At 73.3% G+C, this 24658-nt stretch carries 21 protein-coding genes; 8 read left to right on the forward strand and 13 right to left on the reverse strand.

Annotated elements, in window-relative coordinates; genetic code table 11:
* Positions 1-6 precede the first annotated feature (6 nt).
* From AB0F88_RS13700 to AB0F88_RS13710, 3 genes are read left to right on the forward strand one after another with little or no spacing between them, the layout of a single operon-like run.
* Positions 7-762: a 5-oxoprolinase subunit PxpA gene (locus AB0F88_RS13700; protein ID WP_362682010.1), complete on the forward strand. Its 756-nt coding sequence runs from the start codon at positions 7-9 to the stop codon at positions 760-762.
* A complete protein-coding gene (locus AB0F88_RS13705; protein WP_362682013.1) occupies positions 759-1385 on the forward strand; it encodes an allophanate hydrolase subunit 1 in 627 nt (208 codons plus the stop codon). Before AB0F88_RS13700 ends, AB0F88_RS13705 begins: the two co-directional genes overlap by 4 nt.
* Entirely contained in the window at positions 1382-2401 is a 1020-nt protein-coding gene (locus tag AB0F88_RS13710) for a biotin-dependent carboxyltransferase family protein (protein WP_362682016.1), read from the forward strand. The genes AB0F88_RS13705 and AB0F88_RS13710 overlap by 4 nt, the downstream gene beginning before the upstream one ends.
* 101 nt (positions 2402-2502) lie before the next feature.
* On the opposite strand, the gene AB0F88_RS13715 is transcribed toward AB0F88_RS13710, so the two are convergent.
* The 7 genes from AB0F88_RS13715 to AB0F88_RS13745 form a co-directional block, all read right to left on the reverse strand.
* A complete protein-coding gene (locus AB0F88_RS13715) occupies positions 2503-3591 on the reverse strand; it encodes a crosslink repair DNA glycosylase YcaQ family protein (protein WP_362682019.1) in 1089 nt (362 codons plus the stop codon).
* Between the two features lie 55 nt (positions 3592-3646).
* Positions 3647-5362, reverse strand: coding sequence for an ABC transporter family substrate-binding protein (locus AB0F88_RS13720; RefSeq protein WP_362682022.1), 1716 nt, complete (start codon positions 5360-5362; stop codon positions 3647-3649).
* Between the two features lie 166 nt (positions 5363-5528).
* Positions 5529-7652: a dipeptide ABC transporter ATP-binding protein gene (locus AB0F88_RS13725; protein WP_362682511.1), complete on the reverse strand. Its 2124-nt coding sequence runs from the start codon at positions 7650-7652 to the stop codon at positions 5529-5531.
* A gap of 156 nt (positions 7653-7808) precedes the next feature.
* Entirely contained in the window at positions 7809-8717 is a 909-nt protein-coding gene (locus AB0F88_RS13730) for an ABC transporter permease (protein ID WP_362682025.1), read from the reverse strand.
* Positions 8718-8724: 7 nt separating this feature from the next.
* A complete protein-coding gene (locus tag AB0F88_RS13735) occupies positions 8725-9708 on the reverse strand; it encodes an ABC transporter permease (protein WP_362682028.1) in 984 nt (327 codons plus the stop codon).
* A gap of 309 nt (positions 9709-10017) precedes the next feature.
* A complete protein-coding gene (locus tag AB0F88_RS13740) occupies positions 10018-12384 on the reverse strand; it encodes an AAA family ATPase (RefSeq protein ID WP_362682031.1) in 2367 nt (788 codons plus the stop codon).
* A 415-nt stretch (positions 12385-12799) separates the two neighbouring features.
* Positions 12800-14692, reverse strand: coding sequence for a tetratricopeptide repeat protein (locus tag AB0F88_RS13745; RefSeq protein WP_362682034.1), 1893 nt, complete (start codon positions 14690-14692; stop codon positions 12800-12802).
* Between the two features lie 413 nt (positions 14693-15105).
* Here AB0F88_RS13745 and AB0F88_RS13750 point away from each other — a divergent pair, with 413 nt between their 5' ends.
* The 3 genes from AB0F88_RS13750 (at position 15106) to AB0F88_RS13760 (ending at position 18779) form a co-directional block, all read left to right on the forward strand.
* Positions 15106-16650 carry an MFS transporter gene (locus tag AB0F88_RS13750; RefSeq protein ID WP_362682037.1) on the forward strand — a complete coding sequence of 515 codons (1545 nt, stop codon included), beginning with the start codon at positions 15106-15108 and terminating at the stop codon, positions 16648-16650.
* A gap of 79 nt (positions 16651-16729) precedes the next feature.
* Positions 16730-17530: a DoxX family membrane protein gene (locus AB0F88_RS13755; protein WP_362682040.1), complete on the forward strand. Its 801-nt coding sequence runs from the start codon at positions 16730-16732 to the stop codon at positions 17528-17530.
* Positions 17531-17627: 97 nt separating this feature from the next.
* Positions 17628-18779 carry a low temperature requirement protein A gene (locus AB0F88_RS13760; protein ID WP_362682043.1) on the forward strand — a complete coding sequence of 384 codons (1152 nt, stop codon included), beginning with the start codon at positions 17628-17630 and terminating at the stop codon, positions 18777-18779.
* A gap of 122 nt (positions 18780-18901) precedes the next feature.
* Here AB0F88_RS13760 and AB0F88_RS13765 read toward each other — a convergent pair whose 3' ends face one another.
* The gene (locus AB0F88_RS13765) at positions 18902-19285 is read right to left on the reverse strand and encodes a helix-turn-helix domain-containing protein (RefSeq protein ID WP_362682046.1); all 384 of its coding nucleotides are present in this window, start codon (positions 19283-19285) and stop codon (positions 18902-18904) included.
* 6 nt (positions 19286-19291) lie between these two features.
* On the opposite strand from AB0F88_RS13765, the gene AB0F88_RS13770 reads away from it, so the two are divergent.
* Positions 19292-20005 carry an NAD(P)-binding domain-containing protein gene (locus AB0F88_RS13770; RefSeq protein WP_362682049.1) on the forward strand — a complete coding sequence of 238 codons (714 nt, stop codon included), beginning with the start codon at positions 19292-19294 and terminating at the stop codon, positions 20003-20005.
* 250 nt (positions 20006-20255) lie between these two features.
* Here AB0F88_RS13770 and AB0F88_RS13775 read toward each other — a convergent pair whose 3' ends face one another.
* From AB0F88_RS13775 to AB0F88_RS13785, 3 genes are all read right to left on the reverse strand, one after another.
* Positions 20256-20804: a hypothetical protein gene (locus AB0F88_RS13775; protein ID WP_362682052.1), complete on the reverse strand. Its 549-nt coding sequence runs from the start codon at positions 20802-20804 to the stop codon at positions 20256-20258.
* Between the two features lie 206 nt (positions 20805-21010).
* Positions 21011-21475: a DUF6463 family protein gene (locus AB0F88_RS13780; RefSeq protein WP_362682055.1), complete on the reverse strand. Its 465-nt coding sequence runs from the start codon at positions 21473-21475 to the stop codon at positions 21011-21013.
* Positions 21472-22098, reverse strand: coding sequence for a DUF2867 domain-containing protein (locus AB0F88_RS13785; protein WP_362682057.1), 627 nt, complete (start codon positions 22096-22098; stop codon positions 21472-21474). Before AB0F88_RS13785 ends, AB0F88_RS13780 begins: the two co-directional genes overlap by 4 nt.
* A 92-nt stretch (positions 22099-22190) precedes the next feature.
* Here AB0F88_RS13785 and AB0F88_RS13790 point away from each other — a divergent pair, with 92 nt between their 5' ends.
* A complete protein-coding gene (locus AB0F88_RS13790) occupies positions 22191-22733 on the forward strand; it encodes a TetR/AcrR family transcriptional regulator (RefSeq protein WP_362682059.1) in 543 nt (180 codons plus the stop codon).
* Positions 22734-22760: 27 nt separating this feature from the next.
* On the opposite strand, the gene sthA is transcribed toward AB0F88_RS13790, so the two are convergent.
* Positions 22761-24164 carry a Si-specific NAD(P)(+) transhydrogenase gene (gene sthA / locus AB0F88_RS13795; RefSeq protein ID WP_362682061.1) on the reverse strand — a complete coding sequence of 468 codons (1404 nt, stop codon included), beginning with the start codon at positions 24162-24164 and terminating at the stop codon, positions 22761-22763.
* A 194-nt stretch (positions 24165-24358) separates the two neighbouring features.
* Positions 24359-24604, reverse strand: a complete 246-nt coding sequence (locus AB0F88_RS13800; RefSeq protein ID WP_362682063.1) for a hypothetical protein — start codon at positions 24602-24604, stop codon at positions 24359-24361.
* Between the last annotated feature and the right edge of the window lie 54 nt (positions 24605-24658).

Genomic DNA, 24658 nt, shown 5'->3' on the forward strand with positions numbered 1-24658 from the left:
TGAGCCATGGTGATCGATCTCAACGCCGATCTGGGCGAGGGCTTCGGGATCTGGCGGCTGGGCGACGACGAGGCCCTGCTCGACATCGTGACCAGCGCCAACGTCGCCTGCGGATTCCACGCGGGCGATCCGCTGACCATCCGCCGCACGTGCGCGGCGGCGGTCGACCGGGGGGTGGCGATCGGCGCCCAGGTGTCCTACCGGGACCTGGCCGGGTTCGGCCGCCGCGAGATGGACGTCGACCCCGAGGAGCTCTGCGCCGAGGTTCTCTACCAACTGGGGGCGGTGGACGGCATCGCCAGGGCGATGGGCGGCCGGGTCTCCTACGTCAAGCCGCACGGCGCGCTGTACAACCGGATCTGCCGCGACCCCGAGCAGGCCGGGGCCGTCGTGGCGGCGGTCGCCGACTACGACCGGAGCCTGCCGCTGCTGACCCTGCCCGGCTCGGTCGTCCACGAGATCGCCGCCGGGGAGGGGGTCGCCACCGTCGTCGAGGCCTTCGCCGACCGCGCGTACACCGGCGCGGGAACGCTGGTCTCCCGCCGCTCCCCCGGCGCGGTGCTGCACGACCCCGGCACGGTCGCGGACCGGGTCGTGCGGATGGCGACCGAGCGGGTGGTCGAGGCGGTGGACGGCACGCGGGTCCCCGTCGAGGCGCGCTCGATCTGCGTGCACGGCGACACCCCCGGCGCCGTGCTGATGGCCCGCGCCGTCCGCGACGGCCTGGTGGAGGCCGGAGTGACGCTGAGGTCCTTCACGTGAGCATCCGGCGGGCCGGGGAGCACGCGCTGCTGGTGGAGACCGGCTCCCTGGAGGTCTCCCACCGGCTGGACGCCCTGCTGCGGGCCGACCGGCCCCCCGGGGTGGTCGAGATCGTGCCCGGCCCCGTCACGGTCCTCGTCACCGCGCCGGGAGCCGACCCGGCGCGCCTGCGGGAGGAGCTCTCCCGCCTGCTGGACGCGGCGTCCGCCGCGGACGCCACGGTGGCCGCGGACGCGCCCGAGGTGGTCCTTCCCGTCGTGTACGACGGCGCCGACCTCGACGACGTCGCCGCGCTGAGCGGGCTCTCCCCCGGGGAGGTGGTCGAGCGGCACACCGGGCGGGAGCTGGTGGTGGGCTGGCTGGGCTTCGCCCCCGGGTTCGCCTACCTCACGGGGCTGGACCCGGCGCTGCACGTCCCCCGGCTGGACACCCCGCGGACCTCGGTGCCCGCCGGGGCGGTGGCGGTCGCCGGCCCCTACTCGGCGGTCTACCCCTCGGCCTCCCCCGGTGGCTGGCGGCTGCTCGGCCGCTCCGCGACGGCGGTGTGGGACGTGGCCGCCGAGCCGCCCGCCCTGCTCACCCCGGGAACGCGGGTGCGGTTCACGGCGGTCGGCGAGCCATGATCGAGGTGATCGCTCCGGGGCCGTACGCCACCGTGCAGGATCTCGGCCGGCCGGGGTACGCCCACCTCGGGGTGCCCCGCTCGGGCGCGGCGGACGAGCCGAGCCTGCGGCTGGCCAACCGCCTGGTCGGCAACCCCGAGAGGGCAGCGGGGATCGAGCTGACCCTCGGCGGCGCCCGGCTGCGCCTCACCGCCGGGGCCTGGATCGCCGTCACCGGCGCGGCCTGCCCCGTGGACCTCGTACGACCGCGCGCGGCGGTCCCGGGCGGGACGGCCCTGAGCGCCGCGGGCCGGGCGTCCACGGCCGAGGTGCCCGCGGGCGGGCTGTCCTCGGGCGGGGCGTTCACCGTCGGGGCCTCGCCCGGCGGGACGTCCACGGGCGACGCCTCCCGTGGCGAGGCGATCCGGCGCGTGACGGTCTCCCAGGGGATGTGCGCGCCCTTCTGGGTCCCGGCGGGCGGCGAGTTGCGCCTGGGCATGCCCGGGGCCGGTCTGCGCACCTACGTCGCCGTCCGGGGCGGTGTCGAGGCGCCCGTCACGATGGGCAGCCGCTCGACCGACTCGCTCTCCGGGCTCGGCCCCGCCCCGCTCGCCGCCGGGACGGTCCTGCCGGTGGGACCGACCGGCGGCCTGCCGCCGATCACCGTGGACGCGGCGCCGCGGCCGGGGCCCGGGGCGGGTGTCCTGCGGGTCCTGCCGGGTCCCCGGGACGACTGGTTCGCCCCCGGAGCCCTGGCCACCCTGTGCGCGGGGCCGTACGAGGTCAGCCAGGACAGCAACCGGGTGGGCGTGCGGATGCGCGGCGCCCGCCTGGAGCGTGCCCGGGAGGGGGAGCTGCCCAGCGAGGGCATGGTGGCCGGGGCGGTGCAGGTGCCGCCCAGCGGCCAGCCGATCGTGTTTCTCGCCGACCATCCGCCGACCGGCGGCTACCCGGTCATCGCCGTCCTGACCTCGGCGAGCCTCGCCGGGGCCGCCCAGCTCCGCCCCGGCGACCGGGTGCGCTTCCGCCTCGCCTGAGCCCGGCGCGCGGCCGTCCGGCGCCGACGAGCCGCCGACGAGTCACGGTGGTGCGGCTCGCCCCGGCGTCCGGTGTCGCGGGCCTCGCCCTGCGGCCCGGGTCAGCGCAGGAGGGCGGAGACCCGTTCGATCTCGGCGGCGAGGGCGGCGGCGGGGACCTCCTCCAGGAGATCGACCGCGATCCTCCCGTCCCTCGCCTCCCAGACACCGGCCACCCGGCCACGGTGGATCACGACCGGGGAGATCCAGCCGGCGGCCCGGCTGACCTTCGCCCTCGCCTCGGCGGGCAGGAGGGGCTCCAGGTCGCGCGGGGCGGCCAGGATGTACTGGTCGAAGCCGGGCAGGAGGTGGACCCCGGTGGCGGGCCGGGTCGCGGCCAGGTCGTCGAGGTGCTCGGCGAGCACGACCATCGGCCGGCCGTCCACGTCGATCTCGGCCAGCTCGGGGGTGAGGTCGCGGAACCAGCCTCGCAGCGTCGCCTTGCGGACGGCCCCCCGGTAGAGCCAGCCGTCGAACGTCTCGGGGGCGCCGGGGCCGTGGGCGCCGAGGAAGGAACGGAGCAGGCGCACCCCGCCCTCCTCCGCCGTGGGAAGCTCCGCCGGCCAGCCGGGCACCTGGTCGCGGGGGCCGGCGAAGGTCACCCGGCCCTCGCGCGGAGGGCCGTGGCAGAGCTCGCCGAGGAAGCTCAGCGGCTTGAGCAGGGCCCCCCAGCCGGAGGTGAGCGCCTCCCGCAGGTGGGCGTCGCCGGTGACCTCGATGACCCCGTCGACCAGCTCCTCGCGGGTGAGGACGCGGCCCGCGAGCGCCTTGGGCGCGGCGTCGAGGATTGCGGCGACCTCGGCGGCGGTGACGCCGTGGCCGCGCTGCCAGGAGCCCTTGTCCCAGGTGCGGAACGAGCCGAGGACGGCCGCGTAGGAGGGCAGCTCGTCGGCCGGGACGAGGTGCAGCGTGCCGCGCGCCGTCCAGGTCTTGACCAGGCTGCGGTCTCGCCACAGCGCACGGTCGATCTCCCCGGGATCCGGCCGCGCGCTCCGCACGGCCACCGCCAGGGCTGCGGAGGAGGCCACCTGCGCCTGCACCCCGCTGAGCCTCCGCACCACGGACACCGCGTCGGGCCCGTCGGCCGGGTCGACGAACTGCCGCCTCAGCCGCCAGGCGAGCACCTGGGGCCAGGTCACCGAGATAGCCATGACCGACTTCTACACCGCGTCCCCGACAGAACGCGGCCCACCGGGGATCGGGGACCTATCGGACGAAGCCGATGTCCTGGTAGCGCAGGTCGTGGAAGCCGCGGGCGCCGAAGTTGGCGAGGTTGCTCTTGACCGCGACGTTCTGCGGCCGCTGGTAGAGCGTCACCACGTTGACCGCCTGCCAGATGAGCTTGTCCGCCGCGTTGGTGTCGGCGATGGCCCTGCCGTCGTCGAGGTCGGCGGTCGCCTTGTTCATCGCGGCGTCGATCCGCGGGGAGCCGATGCGGCCGAGGTTGGCGTTCCACTGCCGGGTGCCGTCGGGACGCCTGACGGCGTCGGCGTACTGGCCGTAGGAGCTGGAGACGGGAAACGGCGTGCCCACGTACGCGAACGCGGTGATGTCGTAATTGCCAGGTATTACGTATTTAGTGAAGTAGTCGTCCCCGGGCACCGACTGCAGGGTGACCCCGACACCGATCCGGCCGAGCATGTCCTGGACGAGCTCGGCCTCGGATTTGGCGACCTGCAGGCCGGCCGGCAGGACGAAGCGCAGGTTCAGCTCCCTGCCGTCCTTCCTGCGGGTCTGCCCTTCCAGTTTCCAGCCCTCGGCGTCCAGCTCCTGCCCGGCCCTGCCGGGGTCGTACGTCCCGATCTCACCGGCGTTGTCCTGGTAACCCTCCTGGGTGTTCATGAAGAAGTGGTTGTTGAGCAGGACGATCGGCCAGTCGAGGCCCTGGAGGTCCGACTGCGCGATGGCCTGGCGGTTGATGCCCATCGCGACGGCCCGGCGGACCTTCGGGTCGGACAGGACGGCGCTCTCGCCGTTCATCGTGATGTGCCGGAAGTCGGGTCCGGCCGCCTGCCGCACGATCGCGTCCGGGGTGCTCTTGGCCCGCGCGTAGTCGGGCGCGGACGGGCCGACGTCGAAGGTGTCGAGCTCGCCGTTGCTGAAGGCGCCGACCAGCGCGTCGCTCTCCAGGGACCGGTAGATGATCCGGTCCAGCTTGGCCCGGTCGCCCCACCAGCGGTCGTCCCTCGCGAGGGTGACGGTCTTGGCGGTGGGGTCGAACGCGGCGAACGCGAACGGGCCCGCGGTGACCGGGACGCGGTTCAGCCAGGCGTTGTTGAACGCCTCCGGGGTGGCGTTGGTGCTCCGGGGGTACAGCGGCGCGAACAGCGACTGCCAGTCGCCGAAGGGCTTGGCGAAGGTCACCACGACCTGGTGGTCGTCCCTGCCCCTGACGACCTTCTCGATGTCCCGGTAACCGGTGGTGCTCGCCACCCGGTAGCCGGCGTCGCGGCCGTTCAGCGCCTGCCACTGGGCGCGGTAGTCCTCCCAGGTGATCGGGGTGCCGTCGGACCACCTGGCGCGCGGGTTGAGGGTCAGCGTGACGACCTGTTCGGGCTCGCGCGCGGTGACCCTGCCCTCGGACAGGTAGTCGGTGTTCGGGGAGATCTTCCCCTTGGCGTCGGAGCGGAAGGGGGAGGGCATGAGGGCGTCCATGACCCTCTTGACCGTCGCCAGGTTGCCGTCGATGTGGTTGAGGTTCCAGTTGGACGGATACTCGTTGAGTCCCCAGCGGAGCACGCCCCCGTCCGCGACCCGGTCGCGGGCGACCGGGTTGATGTCGTAGGCCTTGACCTCCGAGGCGGGACCGCCCGGCGTCCCCCCGCCCCCTGCCCCGCTCCCGCATCCGGCGAGACCCGGCACGACGGCCAGGGCCACGGCCAGCGCGACGGCGAGCGCGCCCACGCGCTGGTTTGATATCACGGTGTTCCTCCCGGAGCATACGAATGGGCGTGCGAGCGGGCGCGCGGGCGCGCGTACGAATGACGGGCGACCTGTCCGGTCCCGGCGTGCGGCCGGGCATCCGGCCGGGTGTGAGCGGGCGCGCGACCGGGTGGTGGACGGGTGCGTGAACGGGCGCGCGAACGGGTCATACGGCGTCGATCCTCTCGGCGAAGTGGCACGCGACGCCGTGGTCGTCCCCCAGCTGCCGCACCCGGGGCTCCTCGTCCACGCAGCGCCGCCTGACGGTCTCGTCGAGCGCCCTGAACAGAGGGCAGCGCGTGCGGAAGCGGCACCCCGAGGGAGGGTCGGCCGGGCTGGGCAGGTCTCCTTCCAGCAGGACGCGCCTCCTGGAGCGTTCCAGCACCGGGTCCGGCAGCGGGATCGCCGACAGCAGGGCCCGCGTGTAGGGGTGCATCGGGGTGTCGTAGACCCCGCCGGCCCGGCCGATCTCGGCGATCCTCCCCAGATACATGACCGCGACCCGGTCGGCGATGTGCCGGACCACGGCCAGGTCGTGTGCCACGAACAGGTACGACAGGCCCAGGCGGGCCCGCAGCTCCTCCAGCAGGTTGAGCACCCCCGCCTGGATGGACACGTCGAGTGCCGAGACCGGCTCGTCCAGCACGACCAGCCGGGGCTCCAGCGCGAGGGCGCGGGCGATGCCGACGCGCTGGCGCTGGCCCCCGGAGAAGTCCTGTGGATAGCGGGCGGCGTGGCCGGGCTCCAGCCCGACCAGGCCGAGCAGCTCGCCGATCCTCGGTCCCGGGTCCCGGCGGCCGTGCGCGCGCAGCGGCTCGGCGAGGATGTCGTAGACGGTCATCCTCGGATCGAGCGAGGCCAGCGGATCCTGGAAGACGACCTGCATGTCGCGCCGCACGGCCATCCGGTCGCGGGCGCCCATCCGCGAGGTGTCGCGACCCAGCACCACGATCCTGCCGCGCTGCGGCGCGGCCAGCTCCAGGATCTCCATCAGGGTGGTCGTCTTGCCGCAGCCCGACTCGCCCACCAGGCCGAGCGTCTCGCCCTCGCGGACGTCGAAGCCGACGCCGTCCACCGCGCGGACCGTGCCGACCCGCCGCCGCAGGAGCGTCCCCTTGACCAGGGGGTAGTGCTTGACCAGGTCCTCGACCGCCAGGACCACGTCGCGCTCGTCACGCGGGCGCGGCGGCTCCTCGACGGCGGGAGCGTCCGGGCCCGCCGGGGTGACCGGGGTGACCGGGGTGACCGAGGTGACCGGGGTGACCGGGGTGGCCGAGGTGGCCGGGGTGACCGGGGTGGCCGGGGTGACCGGGGTGGCCGGGCCGGCGGGGCGCCGGGCGAGACCTGCCGCGGGACCGCGTACGCCGTAGACCTGGGCGGGTGACCAGCCCGCCGCCTCGATCTCTCCGGAGCGCAGGCACGCCGCCAGGTGGCCGGGCGAGCCCACCGGCTCCGGTTCCGGCTCGGCCTCGGCGCACTCCGGGACGGAGATCGGGCAGCGCGGCTCGAACGGGCAGCCCGGCGGCAGCGCCGCCGGTGACGGCGGGCTGCCCTCGATGGGCACCAGCGGCTGCTCCCGGCCGCGGTCGAGGCGCGGGATCGAGGCGAGCAGTCCCATGGTGTACGGCATGCGGCTGCGGTAGAAGACCTCGTCCACCGAGCCGACCTCGACGGGACGCCCGGCGTACATGACGAGGACCCGGTCGGCGAACCCGGCCACCACCCCCAGGTCGTGGGTGATGATGACGATCGCCGCGCCGGTCTCGCGCTGCGCCGTCTTCAGCACCTCCAGCACCTGCGCCTGGATGGTCACGTCGAGCGCGGTGGTCGGCTCGTCACAGAGGATCACGTCGGGGTCGTTGGCGATCGCCATCGCGATCACCGCGCGCTGGCGCATGCCGCCGGAGAACTCGTGCGGGAACGCCCTGGCCCGCTGCGCGGCGTTGGGGATGCCGACCAGGTCGAGCAGCTCGACGGCACGCCTGGCGGCCTGGCCGGCACTCACCCGCTGGTGCACGCGGATCGCCTCGGCGATCTGGTCGCCGACCCGGTAGACGGGGGTGAGCGCGGAGAGCGGATCCTGGAAGACCATCGAGACGGTCTTGCCGCGGAACGCGGTGAGCGTCCGCTCCGGGGCGCCCAGGATCTCCTGCCCGAGCAGCCGCACCGAGCCGGTGACGCGGGCGTGCGCCGGAAGCAGGCCCATCACGGCCAGCGAGGTGACCGACTTGCCGGAGCCGGACTCCCCGACGACGCCGAGCACCTCGCCGGGGCGGACCGCGTACCCCATGCCCCTGACCGCGCGGACCGCGCCGGGACCCGAGCCGAAGGTGACGTCGAGGTCGCGCACCTCGAGCACGGGGGCGACCGGGTCCGGCGCGGCCGCACGCCCGCCGGTCCCGTGGATCCGGGATGTCGCGCCCGGGGGCCGCTCGCTCGTCACCGGTCACCCGCCCCTGTTGGACGTGGGGTCGAAGGCGTCGCGCAGCGAGTCGCCGACCAGGTTCACCGCGAGCACGGTGACGATCAGCAGGCCCGCGCAGAACCAGAACGTCCAGGGGGCGTAGAGGGCCGTCTGCGCGCCGTCGGCGATGAGGCTGCCCAGCGAGACGTCGGGCGGCTGGATGCCGAACCCGAAGTAGGACAGGGACGTCTCGGTGAGGATCGCGGCGCTGACGTTGAGCGTGGCGTCGACGACCAGCAGCGAGGACATGTTGGGGATCACGTGCCGGAAGACGATCCTCGTCGGGGGCACGCCCATGAACCTGGCCGCGTGGATGAACTCCCGCTCCCTGAGCGAGATGGTCATGCTCCGGACGATCTTCGAGGTGACCATCCAGAGGAAGAGCGCCAGCACCAGCACGAACACCGGCCACTGCCCCCCGGTGAAGAGCGGGGACATGATCGCCAGGATCAGGAAGGCCGGGAGCACCAGCAGCAGGTCGGTCAGCCAGGTCAGCGCGCGGTCGGTCCAGCCTCCGAAGTATCCGGCGAAGGCGCCCACCACGGCCGCGAGCGCGGTGCCGACCACCGCGGCGAGCAGGCCGACTATCAGGGACCTCTGCATGCCGCGCAGCGTGACCGCGTACACGTCGGCGCCGGTCTGCAGGGTTCCCCACCAGTGCTCGGCGGAGGGCGGCGCGAGGAAGGCCGTGTAGTCCTTCGAGGCGTACGTCCAGCGGGTGAGGTGGGGCCCGGCGAAGGCGAGCAGGAAGATCAGCACGAGCAGCGCGAAGCCGGTCCTGCCCCGGCCCGAGCGCAGGAGGCGGCCCATGACCACCCGCAGCCGCGAGGGCGCTTTGATCCTGTCGACGGACGCCCGCTGTTCGGCGAGCTCCTCGTCGGCGATGGTCATCTCCGGCTCACCCCACCCGGACGCGCGGATCGAGGACGGCGTGCAGCACGTCGGAGGCGAGCGAGGCCAGCAGCACCGCCAGCGCGGCGAAGCAGCTGATCGCCGCGACGGTGTTGACGTCGTTGGTGGAGATCGAGTCGACCAGCCGCTCCCCCATGCCGTGCCAGCCGAAGATCTTCTCGGTGAAGGTGGTGCCGACCAGCAGCGACCCGAAGGTGAAGGCGAAGTAGGTGACCGCCGGGATCAGCGCGGTGCGCAGCGCGTGCCGGGTCAGCGCGGCGCGGCGGCTCAGCCCCTTGGCCATCGCCGTGCGGATGAAGTCGGCGCCGAGCACGTCGAGCATCATGTTGCGCTGGTAGCGGCTGTAGACGGCGACCAGTCCGAGCGACAGCGACAGCGTGGGCAGGACCAGGTGCCGGATCCGGTCGAGCGCGGCGGCGCCGAACCCCCCCTCCAGGCCGGGGGTAGCCTCGCCGCTGACGAGGAGGATCTGGGTGCCGGCCGCCTCGTTGAGCCGGATCGCGGCGATGATCAGCATGTTGGCCAGCACCACCGTGGGGACCGCGAGGACGACGAAGGACAGGCCGGTCGACAACCGGTCGAAGAGGCCGTACTGCCGGACCGCGGCGTAGGCGCCGATGAGCACGCCGGTGACGCTGCCGAGGATCAGCCCGATCGTGATCAGGCGCAGCGTGACGCCGATCCGGCGCCCGAGGTCGTCGCCGACCGAGCCTCCGGCCACCGTCTTGCCGAAGTCGCCGCGCGCGAGGCCGCCCGCCCAGGTCAGGTAGCGCTCGAACAGCGGGGTGCGGTCGTTCAGGTTGAGGTCGGTGAGGCGCGCGTCGACGACGGCCGGGGGAATCGGGGGGTTGCGGCCCTCGTAGTTGGAGCGCGGGTTGAGGGCGGAGGCGGCCAGCATGTAGGCCAGGCTGGTGGCCACGACGATCAGCACCAGGTAGTTGAGCAGCCTGCGGGCAAGGAATCCCGCCATCTTTCCTCCTCCGGAGCCCCGCCGCTGTCGGTGACCATCTTGCTACACTCAGCGACCGGCGGGCTGCATAGCGTACCGAATCGGAGGGATCTCGGTGAGAGATGGCGTCGCCGGGCCCGCGGGTCAGCCGGCCGGAACCGTGGAGAGGCCGGCCGGAACCGTGGAGAGGCCGGCCGGAACCGTGGAGAGGCCGGCCGGAACCGTGGAGAGGCCGGGCGGATCCGGGGCGCAGCCGGGCGGATCCGGGGCCACCTCCCGGAGAGCCGGAGTCACCTCCCGGAGAGCCGGGTCACTTCCCGGAGGGCCGGGTCACTTCCCGGCGAGTTCGTCCACGGCGGCGCGCAGGTCGGCGCTGGTGATGGTGGTCAGGTCGGCGGCGCTGGCGGTGGCGCCGCCGAGGGCGGCCAGGCGGACGTCCCTGCGCATCGCGGCGCGCTCGAAGAGCGAGCGCGCGAACCTGCCGTTGCCGAGCCCGTCGATCAGGCCCTCGTCGCAGACCCAGGTGAAGACCTCGGCCAGGTCGCGGCGGGCGGCGTCGTCGAACCTGTCGCCCGACTCGTCGGCGAGCAGCACCGCGATCTCGGTGAGCTCCCCCGAGGAGTACGAGGGAAACTGCACCCGCTGGTTGAACCTGCTGCCCAGGCCCGGGTTGGACGACAGGAAGGCGTTCATCTCCCGCTCGTACCCGGCCAGGATGATCACCAGCCGGTCGCGGTCGTCCTCGGCCCGCTTGAGCAGCGTCTGCACGGCCTCCGCGCCGAAGGCGTCGCCCCCGCTGTAGCCGGAGTTGACCAGGCCGTACGCCTCGTCGACGAAGAGCACCCCGCCGAGCGCCCGGTCGACCAGCTCGTTCGTCTTGATCGCGGTGGCGCCGAGGTGCTGGCCGACCAGGTCGGCCCGCTGTGCCTCCACCACGTCGGGCTGGGCGAGCAGGCCCAGCGCGGCGAAGATGCGGCCCAGGATGCGGGCAACGGTGGTCTTGCCGGTGCCGGGCGGCCCGGCGAAGACGAAGTGCCGCATCTGCGACGGCGTCGGCAGCCCTCGCTCCTGGCGCATCTTCGCCACCCTGAGCTGCGCGGTGATCGCGTGCACCTGCCGCTTGACCGGCTCCAGGCCCGCCATGCGGTCGAGGTCGGCCAGCGCCTCCTCGAGGGAGGGGGCGACCTGGTAGCCCCGGTAGCGGGCGGTGAGCTCGCCGAAGGCCTTGACGACGTCGCTCTCGACCGTGGTGACCAGGTCCTCGGTGGTGGGCGCGCCGCCCGCCCCCACCACGCGCACGTCCCTGGCCTGCGCGACGGCCTCCACGAGGCTGCGGACGAACCGGGCGTTGCCCAGGTCGTCGACGATCGCGCGCCGGTGGATGTCCTCGAAGCGGGCGAGCAGGGCGGGCGCGGCCTCGGGTGCCATCCGGTCGCCCCGGCGCCGCTGCAGCAGCTCGGTGATCTGGAGCAGCTCCTCGGGGGCGTAGCTGGGGAAGCGGACCCTGCTGGAGAACCGGCTGGACAGGCCGGGGTTGGACGCCAGGAAGGTGGCCATCTCCTTCTCGTATCCGGCCAGGATCACGATCAGCCGGTCGCGGTCGTCCTCGGCCCGCTTGAGCAGCGTCTGCACGGCCTCCGCGCCGAACCTGTCGGGCTGGCCGTCACCGGAGTTGATCAGGCTGTAGGCCTCGTCGACGAAGAGCACCCCGCCGAGCGCCCGGTCGACCAGCTCGTTCGTCTTGATCGCGGTGGCCCCGAGAAACTCCCCCACCAGGTCGGCCCGCTGGGCCTCCACCACGTAGGGGGTCTCCAGCAGGCCGAAGGCATAGAAGATCTTCGCGACGGTCCTGGCCACGCTGGTCTTGCCGGTGCCCGGCGGGCCGACGAACACGAAGTGCCGCATCGGCGGCTCGGTGGAGTATCCGGCCTCCTTGCGCAGCCTGGCCGCCTCGATCGAGGCGGCGATCGAACGGACCTGCTCCTTCACCGGGGCGAGGCCGATCATGGCGTCCAGCTCGCCGAGTGCCTCCTCCACCGAGATGGGCGGGGGCGCGTCCCGCTCGCCGGTCCCCTGGGCGGGGGGGAGGTGGCCGCCCTCGCGGACCCGGAGCCCGGCCTGGTGCCGCTCCCCCGCCTCCAGCACGACCCGCGCCCGGCGGGCCTGCAGGAACCGGTGGACCAGCACCCCGGCCGCCACGGCGTACGCGGCCCAGATGGCCGGATACGCCCCGACCCCGGGGACGGCCGCGCCGAGCAGGACGGCCGTCAGCCCGGCGGGCACCAGCGCCATGACCGTGGTCACCCACGGGGGGACCCAGCGGATGAGGTGGGCGGCTCCGGCGACCAGGGGGCCGAGGAGCATCAGCGCCGTCGGGATCGGCGAGCTCGAGCCGAAGAGGGCGGTCAGGAAGATCAGGTTTCCCGCCAGCCAGCCGAGCACCACGAGCAGGGTGGCGGCCGCGCGGGGGAAGCTCAGGGTCAGCGCCGCGAAGCCGAGCAGCGTCAGCGTGACGAAGATCGTGCCGAGGATCGACCAGTCGGTCACCAGCGCCAGCCCGACCGCTCCGGCCAGCACCGCGACGTAGATCAGCCTGCGCAGGGGCGGCGAGAGCCGGAAGTAGCCCAGCCGCACCTGCTCGAACAGATCCCGTGCCGCCGCGCGCCCCGCCGGACGGGCCCTGCTGGATTCCCGCATCACGCCTCCCCGGTCCGCCCCCGGTTATACCGCAACAAGGGGACGTTTGCGCGTGCCTGAGGGTCACGCCACGCCGTCGTGCGGGCACGATCAGATATACGGATGAGAACGGATGAAACCAACGTCCGAGGCAGCAAGCTCGCCCCGCGCCGTCCCCCCGGCCTCACGCTTCCCTGTGCCGCCGCCGCGCCCCGCGCGCGGCGGCCCGCGCCCGCGTTCCCTGCGGGTGGTGCGGCCCGGCCCCGGCCGCCGTCCGTCGCCCGTCCGCGCGGGGAGACGCGCCGGAAGACGGGCAGGGAAATGTCACCGCCCGGCAAGGCGGCCGGGCGCTCCGCAAGGGCGGTTCGGCCGCGGTGGACCCGGCGGCTCCGGGAGGCGGTTCAACCGCGGTGGGCCCGGCGCTCCGGGAGGCGGTTCAGCCGCGGTGGGCCCGGCCCTGGTGGCGGCCGGGATACTCGCCGACCACGACCTCCTTGGGAGTGATCCTCAGCAGGTCGGCCTCGGTGTCACCGATGGCGATGCCGCGTACCTCGGCCCAGAAGCGGCGGTCCAGCGGATCGGCGACGAAGACCGCCACCCTGGGGTCGCGCTCGGCGGCCTCCCAGGCGTCGGAGGCGGCGATCAGGCGCAGCTCGCCGCTCGGGCCGACCGAGCTGACCGCGCCGACGGCGAGCGCGCGCGGGCCGCTGGGGTCGGCGTAGGCGAGCACCACTCCCCGCGCGTAGGTGAAGGCCGCGCGCACCTCCCCGCTGAGCCCCACCGGCGGCCCGGCGTCGCCGGGAAGGCGGCTCCCGCAGCCGTCGCACATGACCAGCGAGGCCCGCCACGGCCCCGGCGCGCCCCGCCACCACGCCCGTACCGACCTCGCGGCGAATATCGCCATCGGCACGATCAGCAGCGCGATCCCGGCCCGCCAGGCCCACTCCCCCACCGTGGCGAGCCCGAGGGCCGGTGCCGCTCCGGCCAGGCCGAGCAGGACAGACGCCGAGACGGGCAGGGCCAGCGCCGCCGCCAGCCCGCGGTCCGAGGCCAGCGCGCGGGCGAGGCCGGGGGCCGTGCCGGCCCGGCCGCGGGCCCAGCCGAGCGCGAGCGGCACGACGAGCGCGACCGCCGCCCAGCTCCGCTCGTCCAGCACGACGACCGCCACCACGACCGCCACCGGCACCGACCAGACCCGGCCCGCCACCAGCCAGAGGGTGACGTTCACGTCGCGCCTGGCCGTGCGGTCGCCACCGGCGGCGGCGAACTCGGCCAGCGCCCTGATCGGCCGCCCGCGCCACGCCTCGACGAGCACGCGCAGGACGAGCAGCACGGTCCCGTTGAGGAGCACCAGCCCGGCGAGACCCGCCCAGACCACCCCCGGCGCGCCCGGCGACGGGCCGGAGAGGAGGGGTGGGGCCTCCGCGGGGAGGGTGGCCACGGCCGCGACGTACGCGGCCACCGCGACCAGGGTGACCGAGACCGACATGCCGAGCCAGAGGTCGCGTACGAGCATGCGCGGCACGTACGACCAGAGCCTGACCCGGTGCGCCTGCCTGAGGGTGATCGCCAGGACCGCGAGCGGCACCAGCCCGCCGCCGATCCTCGCCACGGAGGCCAGGCCGAACCCGAACTCCGCCGCGCAGACCGCGACGAGGGCGACGGCCAGCAGGATCCGGGTCTGCCGCGACCACCTCTCCAGGGCGCGCCTGGCCCGGCCGGTCTCGCGCGGGTCGACCGGCCAGGCGGGGTCGTGGTGGGCGCGCGGGCGCTCCCAGCGCAGCCTGGTCAGGCCGAGGTTGATCCTGGCGCCGGGGTGGTCCGGCAGGCGGCGCAGTGCCTCGCGGTAGGCGGTCTCCGCGAGGCCGTACTCACCTCTCAGCAGCGCGAGGTCGCCGGCGAGGACGTGCGGGTCCGGCTCCTCCGGCGCGTAGCGGACGGCTCTGGCCGCCTGGGCCCGCGACTCGCGCCAGCGCCCCGGCACCCTGCGCAGCGCGGCTCCCAGGCGCATCCGCGCGGCCCAGGAGCCCGGCGCGAGGCGTACGGCCTCCTCGGCGGCCGCCACGGCCTCCGCGTCGCGGCCGAGCCGCTCGAACGCGAGGCTGGCCAGGCGGTATCCCCAGTCCGCGCCGGACTCGGAGCGGGGGTCGAGGTCCAGCGCCCTGCGGGCCGCCTCCAGCGCGGCCTCGGGCCGGTCGCGGCCCAGCCACGCGGCGGCCACGGCGCACCACTGCCGGGGATCGGCGGGATCCCGTGGCCGCGGGACGGGGGCCGAGACGGGGTCGTGCTCGCGCTCGTGCCAGGGGTCGGCGGGATCCCGCGGTGGCACGGAGGGCCGGCCGGGGGCGTTCCCGTGCCGGGGGTCGGCGGGATCCCGCGGTGGCGGGGAAACCCGGCCGGGGGCGTTCCCGTGCCGGGGGTCGGTGGGATCCCGCGGTGGCGGGATCGGGGCGGAGTCGTCTCCGCCGGGCCCGCTCACCACGGCGGCTCACGGGCCTCGCGCTGACTTCCCACGATCGCCATGGTCCGTGCGAGATCACTTTTTGCCTAGACGGCGGTATATGCCTGTATCTCTCTAGAGAGGTCGCCGACGACCTTGGGAGGTGCCGAATATTGACCCGATCAGGGCCGTAAAACGGACATAACTACGTGAATCAATCACTCAATGCCGCCCCGGGCACTGCCCGACTTCGCCTAAGCTGCGACGCATGTTCGTCCAGGCCGGCAAATCCTGAGCGGCCCATGACCACCCTCATGGCCAGGCGCGCGGACGGCGACCCGCGGGCGTCCGGGGCCGGCCGGTGGTCGGTCCTCGCCGTCCTCTGCTTCAGCCTGCTGCTGATCGCGGTGGACGCCACGGTGCTGCACATCGCGGTACCGGCGCTGACGGCCGCCCTCGAACCGTCCTCCGTGGAGCTGTTGTGGATCATCGACGTCTACTCGCTGATGGTCGCGCCGCTGCTGCTGACCTTCGGCACCCTCGGTGACCGTTACGGGCGCAAACGCCTGGTGCTGGCCGGATACCTGGTCTTCGGCGTCGCCTCGGCCGCGGCGGCGTTCGCGCCGACCCCGCTCGCGCTGATCTCCGCACGCGCGCTGCTCGGCCTCGGCGGAGCGATGATCATGCCCGCCACGCTCTCGATCATCCGGCAGGTCTTCACCGACCGGCACGAGCGGGCGATCGCGCTGGGCGTGTGGAGCGCGGTGGCCGCGGCCGGGGCGGCGGTCGGCCCGCTCGTCGGAGGGGTGCTCGTCGAGCACTTCTGGTGGGGCGCCGTCTTCCTGATCAACGTTCCCATCCTGGTGGTCCTGCTGCCCGTCGCGGCCAGGCTCCTTCCCGAGTCCCGCAAGCGCGCCGGCCAGCCGTGGGACGCGCTCAGCGCGCTGCTGTCGGTGCTGGGCATCCTCGGGGTGGCCTTCGGCCTGAAGGAGGCCGGGGCCGGGCATCCGGGCGGGGTGGCGGCGTTCCTGGGCGGGGTCTGGCTGCTGGTCTGGTTCGTCCGCAGGCAGCGGCGGCTCGCCTTCCCCCTGCTGGACCTGAGCCTGTTCCGGCGGCGGGCGTTCCGCGCCGGGGTGGGCGCCGTGCTGCTCACGGTCTTCGCCCTGGTCGGGCTGGAGCTCATGCTCGCCCAGTACCTCCAGCTCGTCCTCGGCGACAGCCCGCTCCAGGCGGCCGTGCGGATGCTCCCCCTCATGATCGCCTCGATCGCGGGCGGCCTGGCCGGGGCGCGGCTGCTGCGCCGGTTCGGGCTGCGCGCCACGATGGGCGGCGGGCTGGCGCTCACCGCCGTCTCCCTCGCTCCCACCCTGAGCTGGCACACCGAGGGGCATCCGGTGGCCCTGACGCTCTGCTTCGTCGGCATCGGCTTCGGCATCCAGGTCGCCCTGCTGGCCGCCTCCGACACGATCATGTCGTCCACCCCGGAGTCCCACGCGGGCGGCGCCGCCGCGGTCGAGGAGACCGCCTACGAGCTGGGCGCGGGTCTCGGGGTCGCGGTGCTCGGCACGATCACCACGGCCGTGTACGCCCCCGCGCTCGCCTCGGTCCACGGCGTCGCGCCCGCGATGATGGACGAGGCCCGCCAGTCGCTCGCCTCCGCCGCGCACGTGGCGCGGGAGATCGGCGGCGGCGTGGGGGACGTCCTGCTCGGCGCGGCCCGCGTCGCGTTCGTCTCCGGCCTGCACGCGACGGTGGCGGTGAGCGTGTTCCTGCTCGGCGCCACCGCGCTGGCCGTGACGCTGCTGGTGCCCCGCCGCCCCGACGGACAGGGGAACGACCCCTCGTAAAGGGTTTGGAAGGTCTAGGCTCGGTCATTTATCGGTCAAGCATGGGCAAGAACGGGGAATCTAACCAGAATGAGGAACCGTGCGACAAACCCTTCATGATCTTGCTTCCCTGGCGGCCAGACTGGGCGTGGGCGGGATCTTCTTCGCCAACGGCTGGCACAAGCTCGAAGCCGGCCTGAACGCCACCGCCGGGCAGTTCGAGAGCCTGGGCGCCTCCAAGCCCTACAACTCCGTGTGGGCCGCCACCACCATGCTGACGGAACTCATCGGCGGCGCCCTGCTGGTGGCCGGCCTCGCGGTGGCCGCGTGCGGGCTCCTGCTGTTCGCCGAGGCCCTCGCCGTGTTCATCCTGGCCAGCGGCGAGGTGGGCCTGCCGCTCACCGGCGGCGACGCCAAGCTGATCGTGGCGCTCGGGGCCGCCTCCATACTGCTCGCGGTCGGCGGCGCGGGCCGCCTGTCGGTCGACCACATGGTGGTGATCAAGCGCCGCGAGGCCGAGGCCGCTGAGGACTTCGCCGCCGAGGCCGAGGCCGACGACGTCATCGCCGCGCTGCGCGAGCCGGAGGCCCCCCCGGCCCCCGCCCGGCCCGCCGCGGGGAAGAAGCCCGGCGAGTCCACTCCGCCCGCCTCGCAGAGGCCCGCGCAGGGACCCGCCTCCGAGCGACCCGCCTCGGAGGGACCCACCTCGGAGGGCGCCACCGACACCGCGGAGTTCCCCGCCGCCACCCGTCCCCGTACGCGCACCCGCAAGCCCCCGTCCGGTGCCGCCGCATCCGTGCCTCCCGCGACGCCCGCGCCCACGCCGGTCCCGGCACCCGCGCCCGGCAAGGCGGGCGACACCCTCGTGGCCGGAAAGAAGGACGAGCCCTCCGGGAGCTGACCATTTTGAGGCGACATACCTCCCTTTAAGGACAAGAAGGCTTTCTTCTTCATTTAATGAGATTCACGGGGAGGCGCCCTACCCGCACAATGATCGGATGCGCCTCCCCGGCTGGTTCGCGGAGCGGGTCGAGCCCGCTCCGCCGGAGACCGAACTCCGCGTCTCCACCCTCGAGCTCTTCTTCGACCTGGTCTTCGTCTTCACCGTCACCCAGCTCACCGGCCTCATGGTGGACGGCCTGCAGGACGGCAGGCCCGCCGAGAGCGCGTTGCGCGCGCTGCTGGTCTTCGGCGTCATCTGGTGGATGTACGCCGGTTACGCCTGGCTGACCAACGCCGTCCCCCCGACACGTCCCGCCCGCAGGGTGCTGATCCTGCTGGGCATGGCCGGATTCATGATCGTGGCACTGTCGATCCCCTCGGTGTTCGACGGCGACGGCCTGGCGTTCGCGATCGGGTACCTGCTGCTGATCGCCGTGCACGCCGGGCTGTACCTGCAGGTCACCTCGGCCTTCACCCGGGTGCTCCCGTTCAACCTCGGCGGGGTCGCGCTCATCGGCCTGGCCGCCCTGGTCCCCGCGCCGTACACCTACCTGCTCTGGGCCGGCGCGGTGGCCCTGCTCTGGGGCAGCCCGTACTTCATCGGGCAGAAGGGCTTCAACCTCCGGGCCGGGCACATCGTCGAGCGCCACGGCCTGCTGGTGATCGTGGCGCTCGGCGAGTCGATCGTGGCGATCGGCATCGGCGCCAAGGGGCTCCACGTCGGCCTCGCCCTCGGCCTGGCGGCGGTGCTCGGCCTCGCGCTGGCCGCCTGCCTGTGGTGGCTCTACTTCGGCGGCGACGACGAGACGCGCGCCGAGCACACCCTGGAGGCGGCCGAGCCGGTGCGGCGCACCCGGCTGATCCTCGGCGCCTACTTCTACGCGCACATCCCGATGCTGCTGGGCATCGTCGCGGTCGCCGCAGGCGTCAAGAAGGCGATCGGCCACCCGGTGGACCCGTTGAAGTTCGGCGCGGCCCTCACCCTGGCCGCGGGTGTCGCCCTGTTCATCGCGGGCGACGCCTGGTTCCGGCGCGTCCTCGGCATCGCGGGCAACGGGCTGCGGGCCGCGGGCGCGGTGGTCTCGCTCCTGACGGTCGCGCTCGGCCTCTGGTCGGCCCTCGCGCAGCTCACCGCGCTGACCGCGCTGGTGGTCGTGGTGATCGTCCTGGAACGGCGCGCGGCCACCGTCGCCGCTCCGGCTCCGTGACGCGCACCGTCCTTTCCCGCACGTCCCGGCCCGCCGCTCCCGTACGACGGAGCGCGCGGCCCCCCGTCACCGGCGACCGCGAAAAGCCCTCATAGGCCCGGGGACGGGCCCCGTACCCGGCGTCACCCGGAGAGACCCTCGGCACGGTCCTGGGCGTCGAGGACCTCATCGCCGTGGTCGAAGGCCCACTCGCCGAAGGCCCCGATCAGCGGAACCATCGTCCGCCCCAGATCGGTGAGCTCATACTCGACCCGGGGCGGCGCCTCGGCGTAGGCCCGCCGGGAGACGAGGCCGTTGTACTCCAGCCTGCGCAGCGTCTCGGTGAGCACCTTCGCGCTGATCCCGCCGATCTCCTCGCGCAACTCGCCGGGACGTCTGGGTCCTGCGCGCAGGGCCCAGACGACGACGGCGTTCCAGGTGTTGCCGATCAGGTCGAAGGCGAGCCGGGCACGGCAGTCGGCGAGGAACACGCCGGGGTCCTCCAGTCTCTCCGAGGCGTTACGCACCGAACGGTGCCTGACGAACTTTCTACCTTCGTCATACACCAGCAGTCGAGCAGGGGAGGACGGATGCGTATCGGCATCCTCGGGGCGGGCCGCATGGCGGACGCCCTCGGAACGCACTGGGCCCGCGCGGGCCACGAACTGGCGGTGAGCGGCCGGGACCCGGCGAGGGCCGCAGCCCTGGCGGACAGGCTCGGACCCGCCGCGCGGGCGGTCACCTGGGAGGAGGCGGCGGTCTTCGGCGAGGTGACGCTGCTGGCCGTACGCGATCACGCCGTGACCGAGGTCCTGGAGGCCGCAGGGGCCGCCCGGGGGACGCTGGACGGGCGGGTGCTCGCCGACTGCGTCAACCCGGTCGTGCAGGGACGGTTCACCCTGGCCACCGAGGGCGGCCCCTCGATGGCGCGGCGCGTCGCCGAGACGACCGGAGCCCACGTCGTCAAGGCGTTCAACCTGTGTCACGAGGACGTCTGGCGGATGACGCCGCCCGCCTTCGACGGCGCCCCGCTGGCGGTGCCCCTCTGCGGCGACGACCCCGCCGCGCTGGCCGCCGTACGCTCCCTCGTCACCGATCTCGGATGCGTGCCGGTCGACGGCGGCGGCCTGGAACGCGCGGGCCTGCTGGAGGCGACCGCGGCGTTCATGATCGGCCTCTGGGTCGGCGGCGCGGACGCCCGTGCGGTGCTGCCACCCCTGGAGTACGCCTTCGGCGCCCCCGCCTGACCCCGTGCGCCGGTGGGCTCCCACCGGCGCACGGGTCGCAAGGTCCGCGCGCCCTGCCGGACCCGGACGTGCCCGGCGCGGCCGGCCACGCCGGCGCCCCGACGGCGAGCGCCGCGGGCCCGATCCGGCGGCGCAGCGGGAGGTACCGGATCAGCGGGGCCGGTCCCGCCGTCGCGGCGACGGCGGCCTGGTACGCCGTCGGACGGTGGAGCAGCCCGCCCGTCGTTCGGCCCCACGGCACCGGTGGGCGTCAGAGAAGGAAGATCACCAGAACGGTGAGGCCGAAGCCCAGCGCCACGAATTGCGGCGTTCTGGGGTGCCGGGCGGCCTCTCGCCGCGAGGAGATCACCAGTACGGCGCCCAGGCCCAGTGCCGTCAGCAGGTGCAGGCCGTACCACCAGGGAGTGGACAGCCTTCCCAGGAAGGTCCCGGACAGCACGTCGTCGACGGCTCCGTACCCGGAGAGCGCGCCGAGCACGCCCAGCCCCAGTCCCAGCAGCGCGAACACGTACCGGAACCCGCCGAGCAGGGTCCAGACAACGGCTCCCAGGACGAGCAGGACCGCGGAGGTGTGATGCGCCTGCCGTACGAGCAGGCCGCCGCGCACCTCGAAGCCGATCTCCAGCGCCGACCTGTAGGCGGCGCTCATGGGAACACCGTGCAGCGGCGTGTAGCTGCCGTCGTAGTACACGGTCTCGCTACTGGGCGTGTAGAAGAACGCCAGGAAGCCGCCGGTGAGCAGGACGATCACGAAGCAGTAGATCAGCATCTCGCCCACCAGCTGCCGCGCTCTCTCCATTCGGCATATTCCACCACAAAGATCAGTTCAGGTCCGCCGCATGTGAGCATCGTCCCGGCCACTTGATCACCGGGCTCCTGCCGTGGGCAGCGAATCGGCCGGCCCGTGAACGGATCGGGGTTCGAAGCGGGCCGCCCCGCGGAGTTCGTGCACGGCGACCTGGCAGGACCCGGCCGGGGTCGGGCGGTCCGGTGAGGAGACGACCTCTACGCCGATCGGGGAGAGGGTTCCCGCCCTGCCGCCCGGGTGACAGGCCGGTCCTCCCTCCGCGCCGCCAGAACAATGAGCGCCCCGGCGACGGTCCCGGCGAAGAACGGGGACGGCACGAGGAGGACGCCGCCCAGCGCGCACCACGCCGCGAGGCCCCAGCCGATCCCGGCCGGCACGGCCACCCCGCGTCCGGCGAGGTGCCAGGTCAGGCACCCCAGGAGGATCAGCGGCACCGAGAAGCTTCCCGGACCGGCCCAGAAGGCGAGGTCGTTCCGGAGGAACTCCACCGTCTTGCCGGCGCCCCCGCCCGTGAGCACGAGCGGGACGGCCGCCCACATCCCCCGATCCACCCAGCCGGCGACGCCCTCCCAGGCGATGAGCGCCGCCAGGGACAGATGCCCCGCTCCCAGCACGATCATGATCCCGCTCGCCCAGCGGAGCAGTCGCCTCCCGGATCTCATCGTGACCGTCCCTCATCGTGCCCCGCCCCCGCGTGGGCACGATCGCGGTCGCGCCAGGCCTGTTCCCATTGCCGGGTCAGCGCCGGATAGACGATGAGATACCGGAAAGGCGCGATGGCGGCCATGTAGAGCCGCCCGAACCATCCGTTGGGCTTGACGAGGACGGCCATCCGCAGCTCGTGGTCGCCGTTCGCCCCTCGAACCCAGCCGAGATGCATCACGCCGTGCACGGTCTTGTTCGCCAGCTCGCGCGCGGCCTCCGTGTCGAGCTCGTAGACCGCCTTCAGGGGCATCCTCCTGTCGTCCAGGCCGCGCGGAGCGTCGCGGAGGTCGGCGGGCAGGCGGTCGCGGAGCGAGGCGACCCGCCCGCCGACGCCCGCCGACGGCTCGTCCCAGCCGAGGAGCGCGCCGAGCTTCCACCGGACGGCGAACAGGAACCTCGCCGGCCAGGGTTGCCTCGTGGATCCGAGCGCGGCCCGCAACGCCGCGAGCATCGTCGGGAAGTCGTCGGGTCCGGCCCCGGGGGTGCGGAACGACCACACGTCCTCGACCGTGAAGTCGCTCGTGAGCTCGTGGACGCGCCACGGCCGCTCGGTGTGGGTGCTCTCCGCGAGTCTCGGCATGGTTCGGCCCTCCCGTTTATACGGTGCCGTATATTTTTTATATACGGTACCGTACAACTTCACCGCGATCAATGGATGGAGCCGGATTCCCCGTGGCCCGTACACCGCGAACCCGCTGGATAGAGGCGGGCCTCGAAACCCTCGCCCAGGGCGGGCCCGACGCGGTCCGCGTCGAGACGCTCGCCACCCGGCTAGGCGTGACGAAGGGCGGGTTCTACGGATACTTCGACGGCCGTCCCGCGCTGCTCGCGGAGATGCTCGACGAGTGGGAACGCCGCTGCACCAAGGAGGTCCTCGCCCAGGTCGACGCCGCCGGCGGCGACGCCTCCGAGAAGATCCGGCGCGCCGGTCACCTGACCTTCTCGGAGGACTTCCACCGGATCGATCTCGCGGTCCGGGCCTGGGCCCGCCAGGACCCGTCCGTCGCGACGCGCCTGCGGCGTGTCGACAACGAGCGCATGGAGTTCCTGCGGAGGATGTTCGGCACGTTCGTCACCGATCCCGACGAGATCGAGGCGCGCAGCACCCTGGCGTTCGCGCTCGCGATCGGCCGCCACTTCATCCTCGTGGACCACCCCGGGCACACCAAGAACGAGGCCGTCCGGCTCGCCGGGGACTACCTCCTGCGCCCGTGACCGCGAGCACCCCGATCCGGGCAGGGATCAGAGCTCGAAGCGGGCCACCCGGCGGAGTTTGTTCATGGCGTCCAGGGCGGCGACCTTGTAGGACTCGGCCAGGGTGGGGTAGTTGAAGACGGCGTCGACCAGGTAGTCGATGGTGCCGCCGCAGCCCATGACGGCCTGGCCGATGTGCAGGAGTTCGGTGGCGCCGGTGCCGAAGACGTGCACGCCGAGCAGGGCGCGGGTGTCCGGGGAGACCAGGAGCTTCAGCATGCCGTAGGTGTCGCCGATGATCTGGCCCCGGGCCAGCTCGCGGTAGCGGGAGATGCCGACCTCGAAGGGGACGTGGGAGGCGGTCAGCTCGTCCTCGGTGGGACCGATGAAGCTGATCTCGGGGATGGTGTAGATGCCGATCGGCTGCAGGTGGTGGATGCCGCGCAGCGGTTCGCCGCAGGCGTGGTGGGCGGCGATGCGGCCCTGCTCCATGGAGGTGGCGGCCAGGGAGGGGAAACCGATGACGTCGCCGACGGCGTAGATGTGCGGCACGGCGGTGCGGTAGTGCTCGTCGACCTGGATGCGGCCCCGGGCGTCGGCGGCCAGCTCCGCGGCCTCCAGGGCGAGCTCGTCGGTCATGCCGTGGCGTCCGGCCGAGTACATCACCGTCTCCGCGGGGATCCGCTTGCCGCTCTCCAGCACGGTCAGCGCGCCCCTCGGGCGGCGCTCCACGGCGGCGACGGTCTCGCCGAAGCGGAAGGTCACCGCCAGGTCGCGCAGGTGGTACTTGAGCGCCTCGACGATCTCCAGGTCGCAGAAGTCGAGCATCCGGTCGCGGCGCTCGACCACGGTCACCTTGGTGCCCAGCGCGGCGAACATGGAGGCGTACTCGATGCCGATCACCCCGGCCCCCACGACCACCATCGAGTCGGGGATGTCCTGCAACTGCAGGATGCCGTCCGAGTCGATGATCGTGTGGCCGTCGAACTCCACGGTGTCGGGGCGGGCCGGCCGGGTTCCGGTGGCGATGACGATCTTGTCGGCGGTGACCTTGGTCTCGTGGCCGTGCTCGTCGACGACGCCGATCGTGTGCGGGTCCACGAAGTGGCCGTGGCCGTTGAGCGTCGCCACGTGGTTGCGCGACAGCTGGCTGCGGATCACGTCGATCTCCCGGCCGATCACGTGCTGGGTGCGGATCCCCAGGTCGGCCGCGGTGATCTCGTCCTTCACCCGGTAGCTCTGGCCGTACATGCCGCGCTGGTTGAGGCCCGTCAGGTGCAGGACGGCCTCGCGCAGTGTCTTGGAGGGGATGGTGCCGGTGTTGATGCACACCCCGCCGAGCATGTTGCGCCGCTCGACGAGCGCGACGCGCCGTTCGAGTTTCGCCGCGGCGATCGCGGCCTTCTGCCCGCCTGGCCCGGAACCGAGAACGAGGACATCAAAATCCCACATAGGCCCCAGTGTGAAGGCAGGAGGCGATCTCAGCCAGACTCACGCAATACCAGATCGTGCCGGTCTCGTTAACACCGCCTCACGCCGTCGGGTGAGCTCGACGTCACCGGTGCCCGGACGGCGCCGAGCGCCGTCACCGCGTCGCGGCCCGGGCCGCGACGCGACTCCGGCACCTCACACCTCCGTCCGGCACCTCACACCTCCGCGCCGACCCGGTCCACGATCGCGGTCGCCCCCTCCTTCCTCGCGCAGTGGGCGCAGCAGAACCAGCGCCGCCCCGCCGCGACGCCGTGCCCGACGATCCGGACCCCGCAGTGCTCGCAGATGGGCGCCATCTGCTGGATCGCGCACTCGAAGCTGTCGAAGACGTGCACCTTGCCCTGGGCGTGCACCTCGAAGCTCATGTCGTAGTCGTTACCGCATGTTTCACAGCTCGCCATGTTTCCCCCCGAAAACCATCGGCATCTCCGGGGAAAGTCGTACCCAGGTATTCG

The organism is Streptosporangium sp. NPDC023963 (genome assembly GCF_040639135.1).
Taxonomy (GTDB): Bacteria; Actinomycetota; Actinomycetes; order Streptosporangiales; family Streptosporangiaceae; genus Streptosporangium.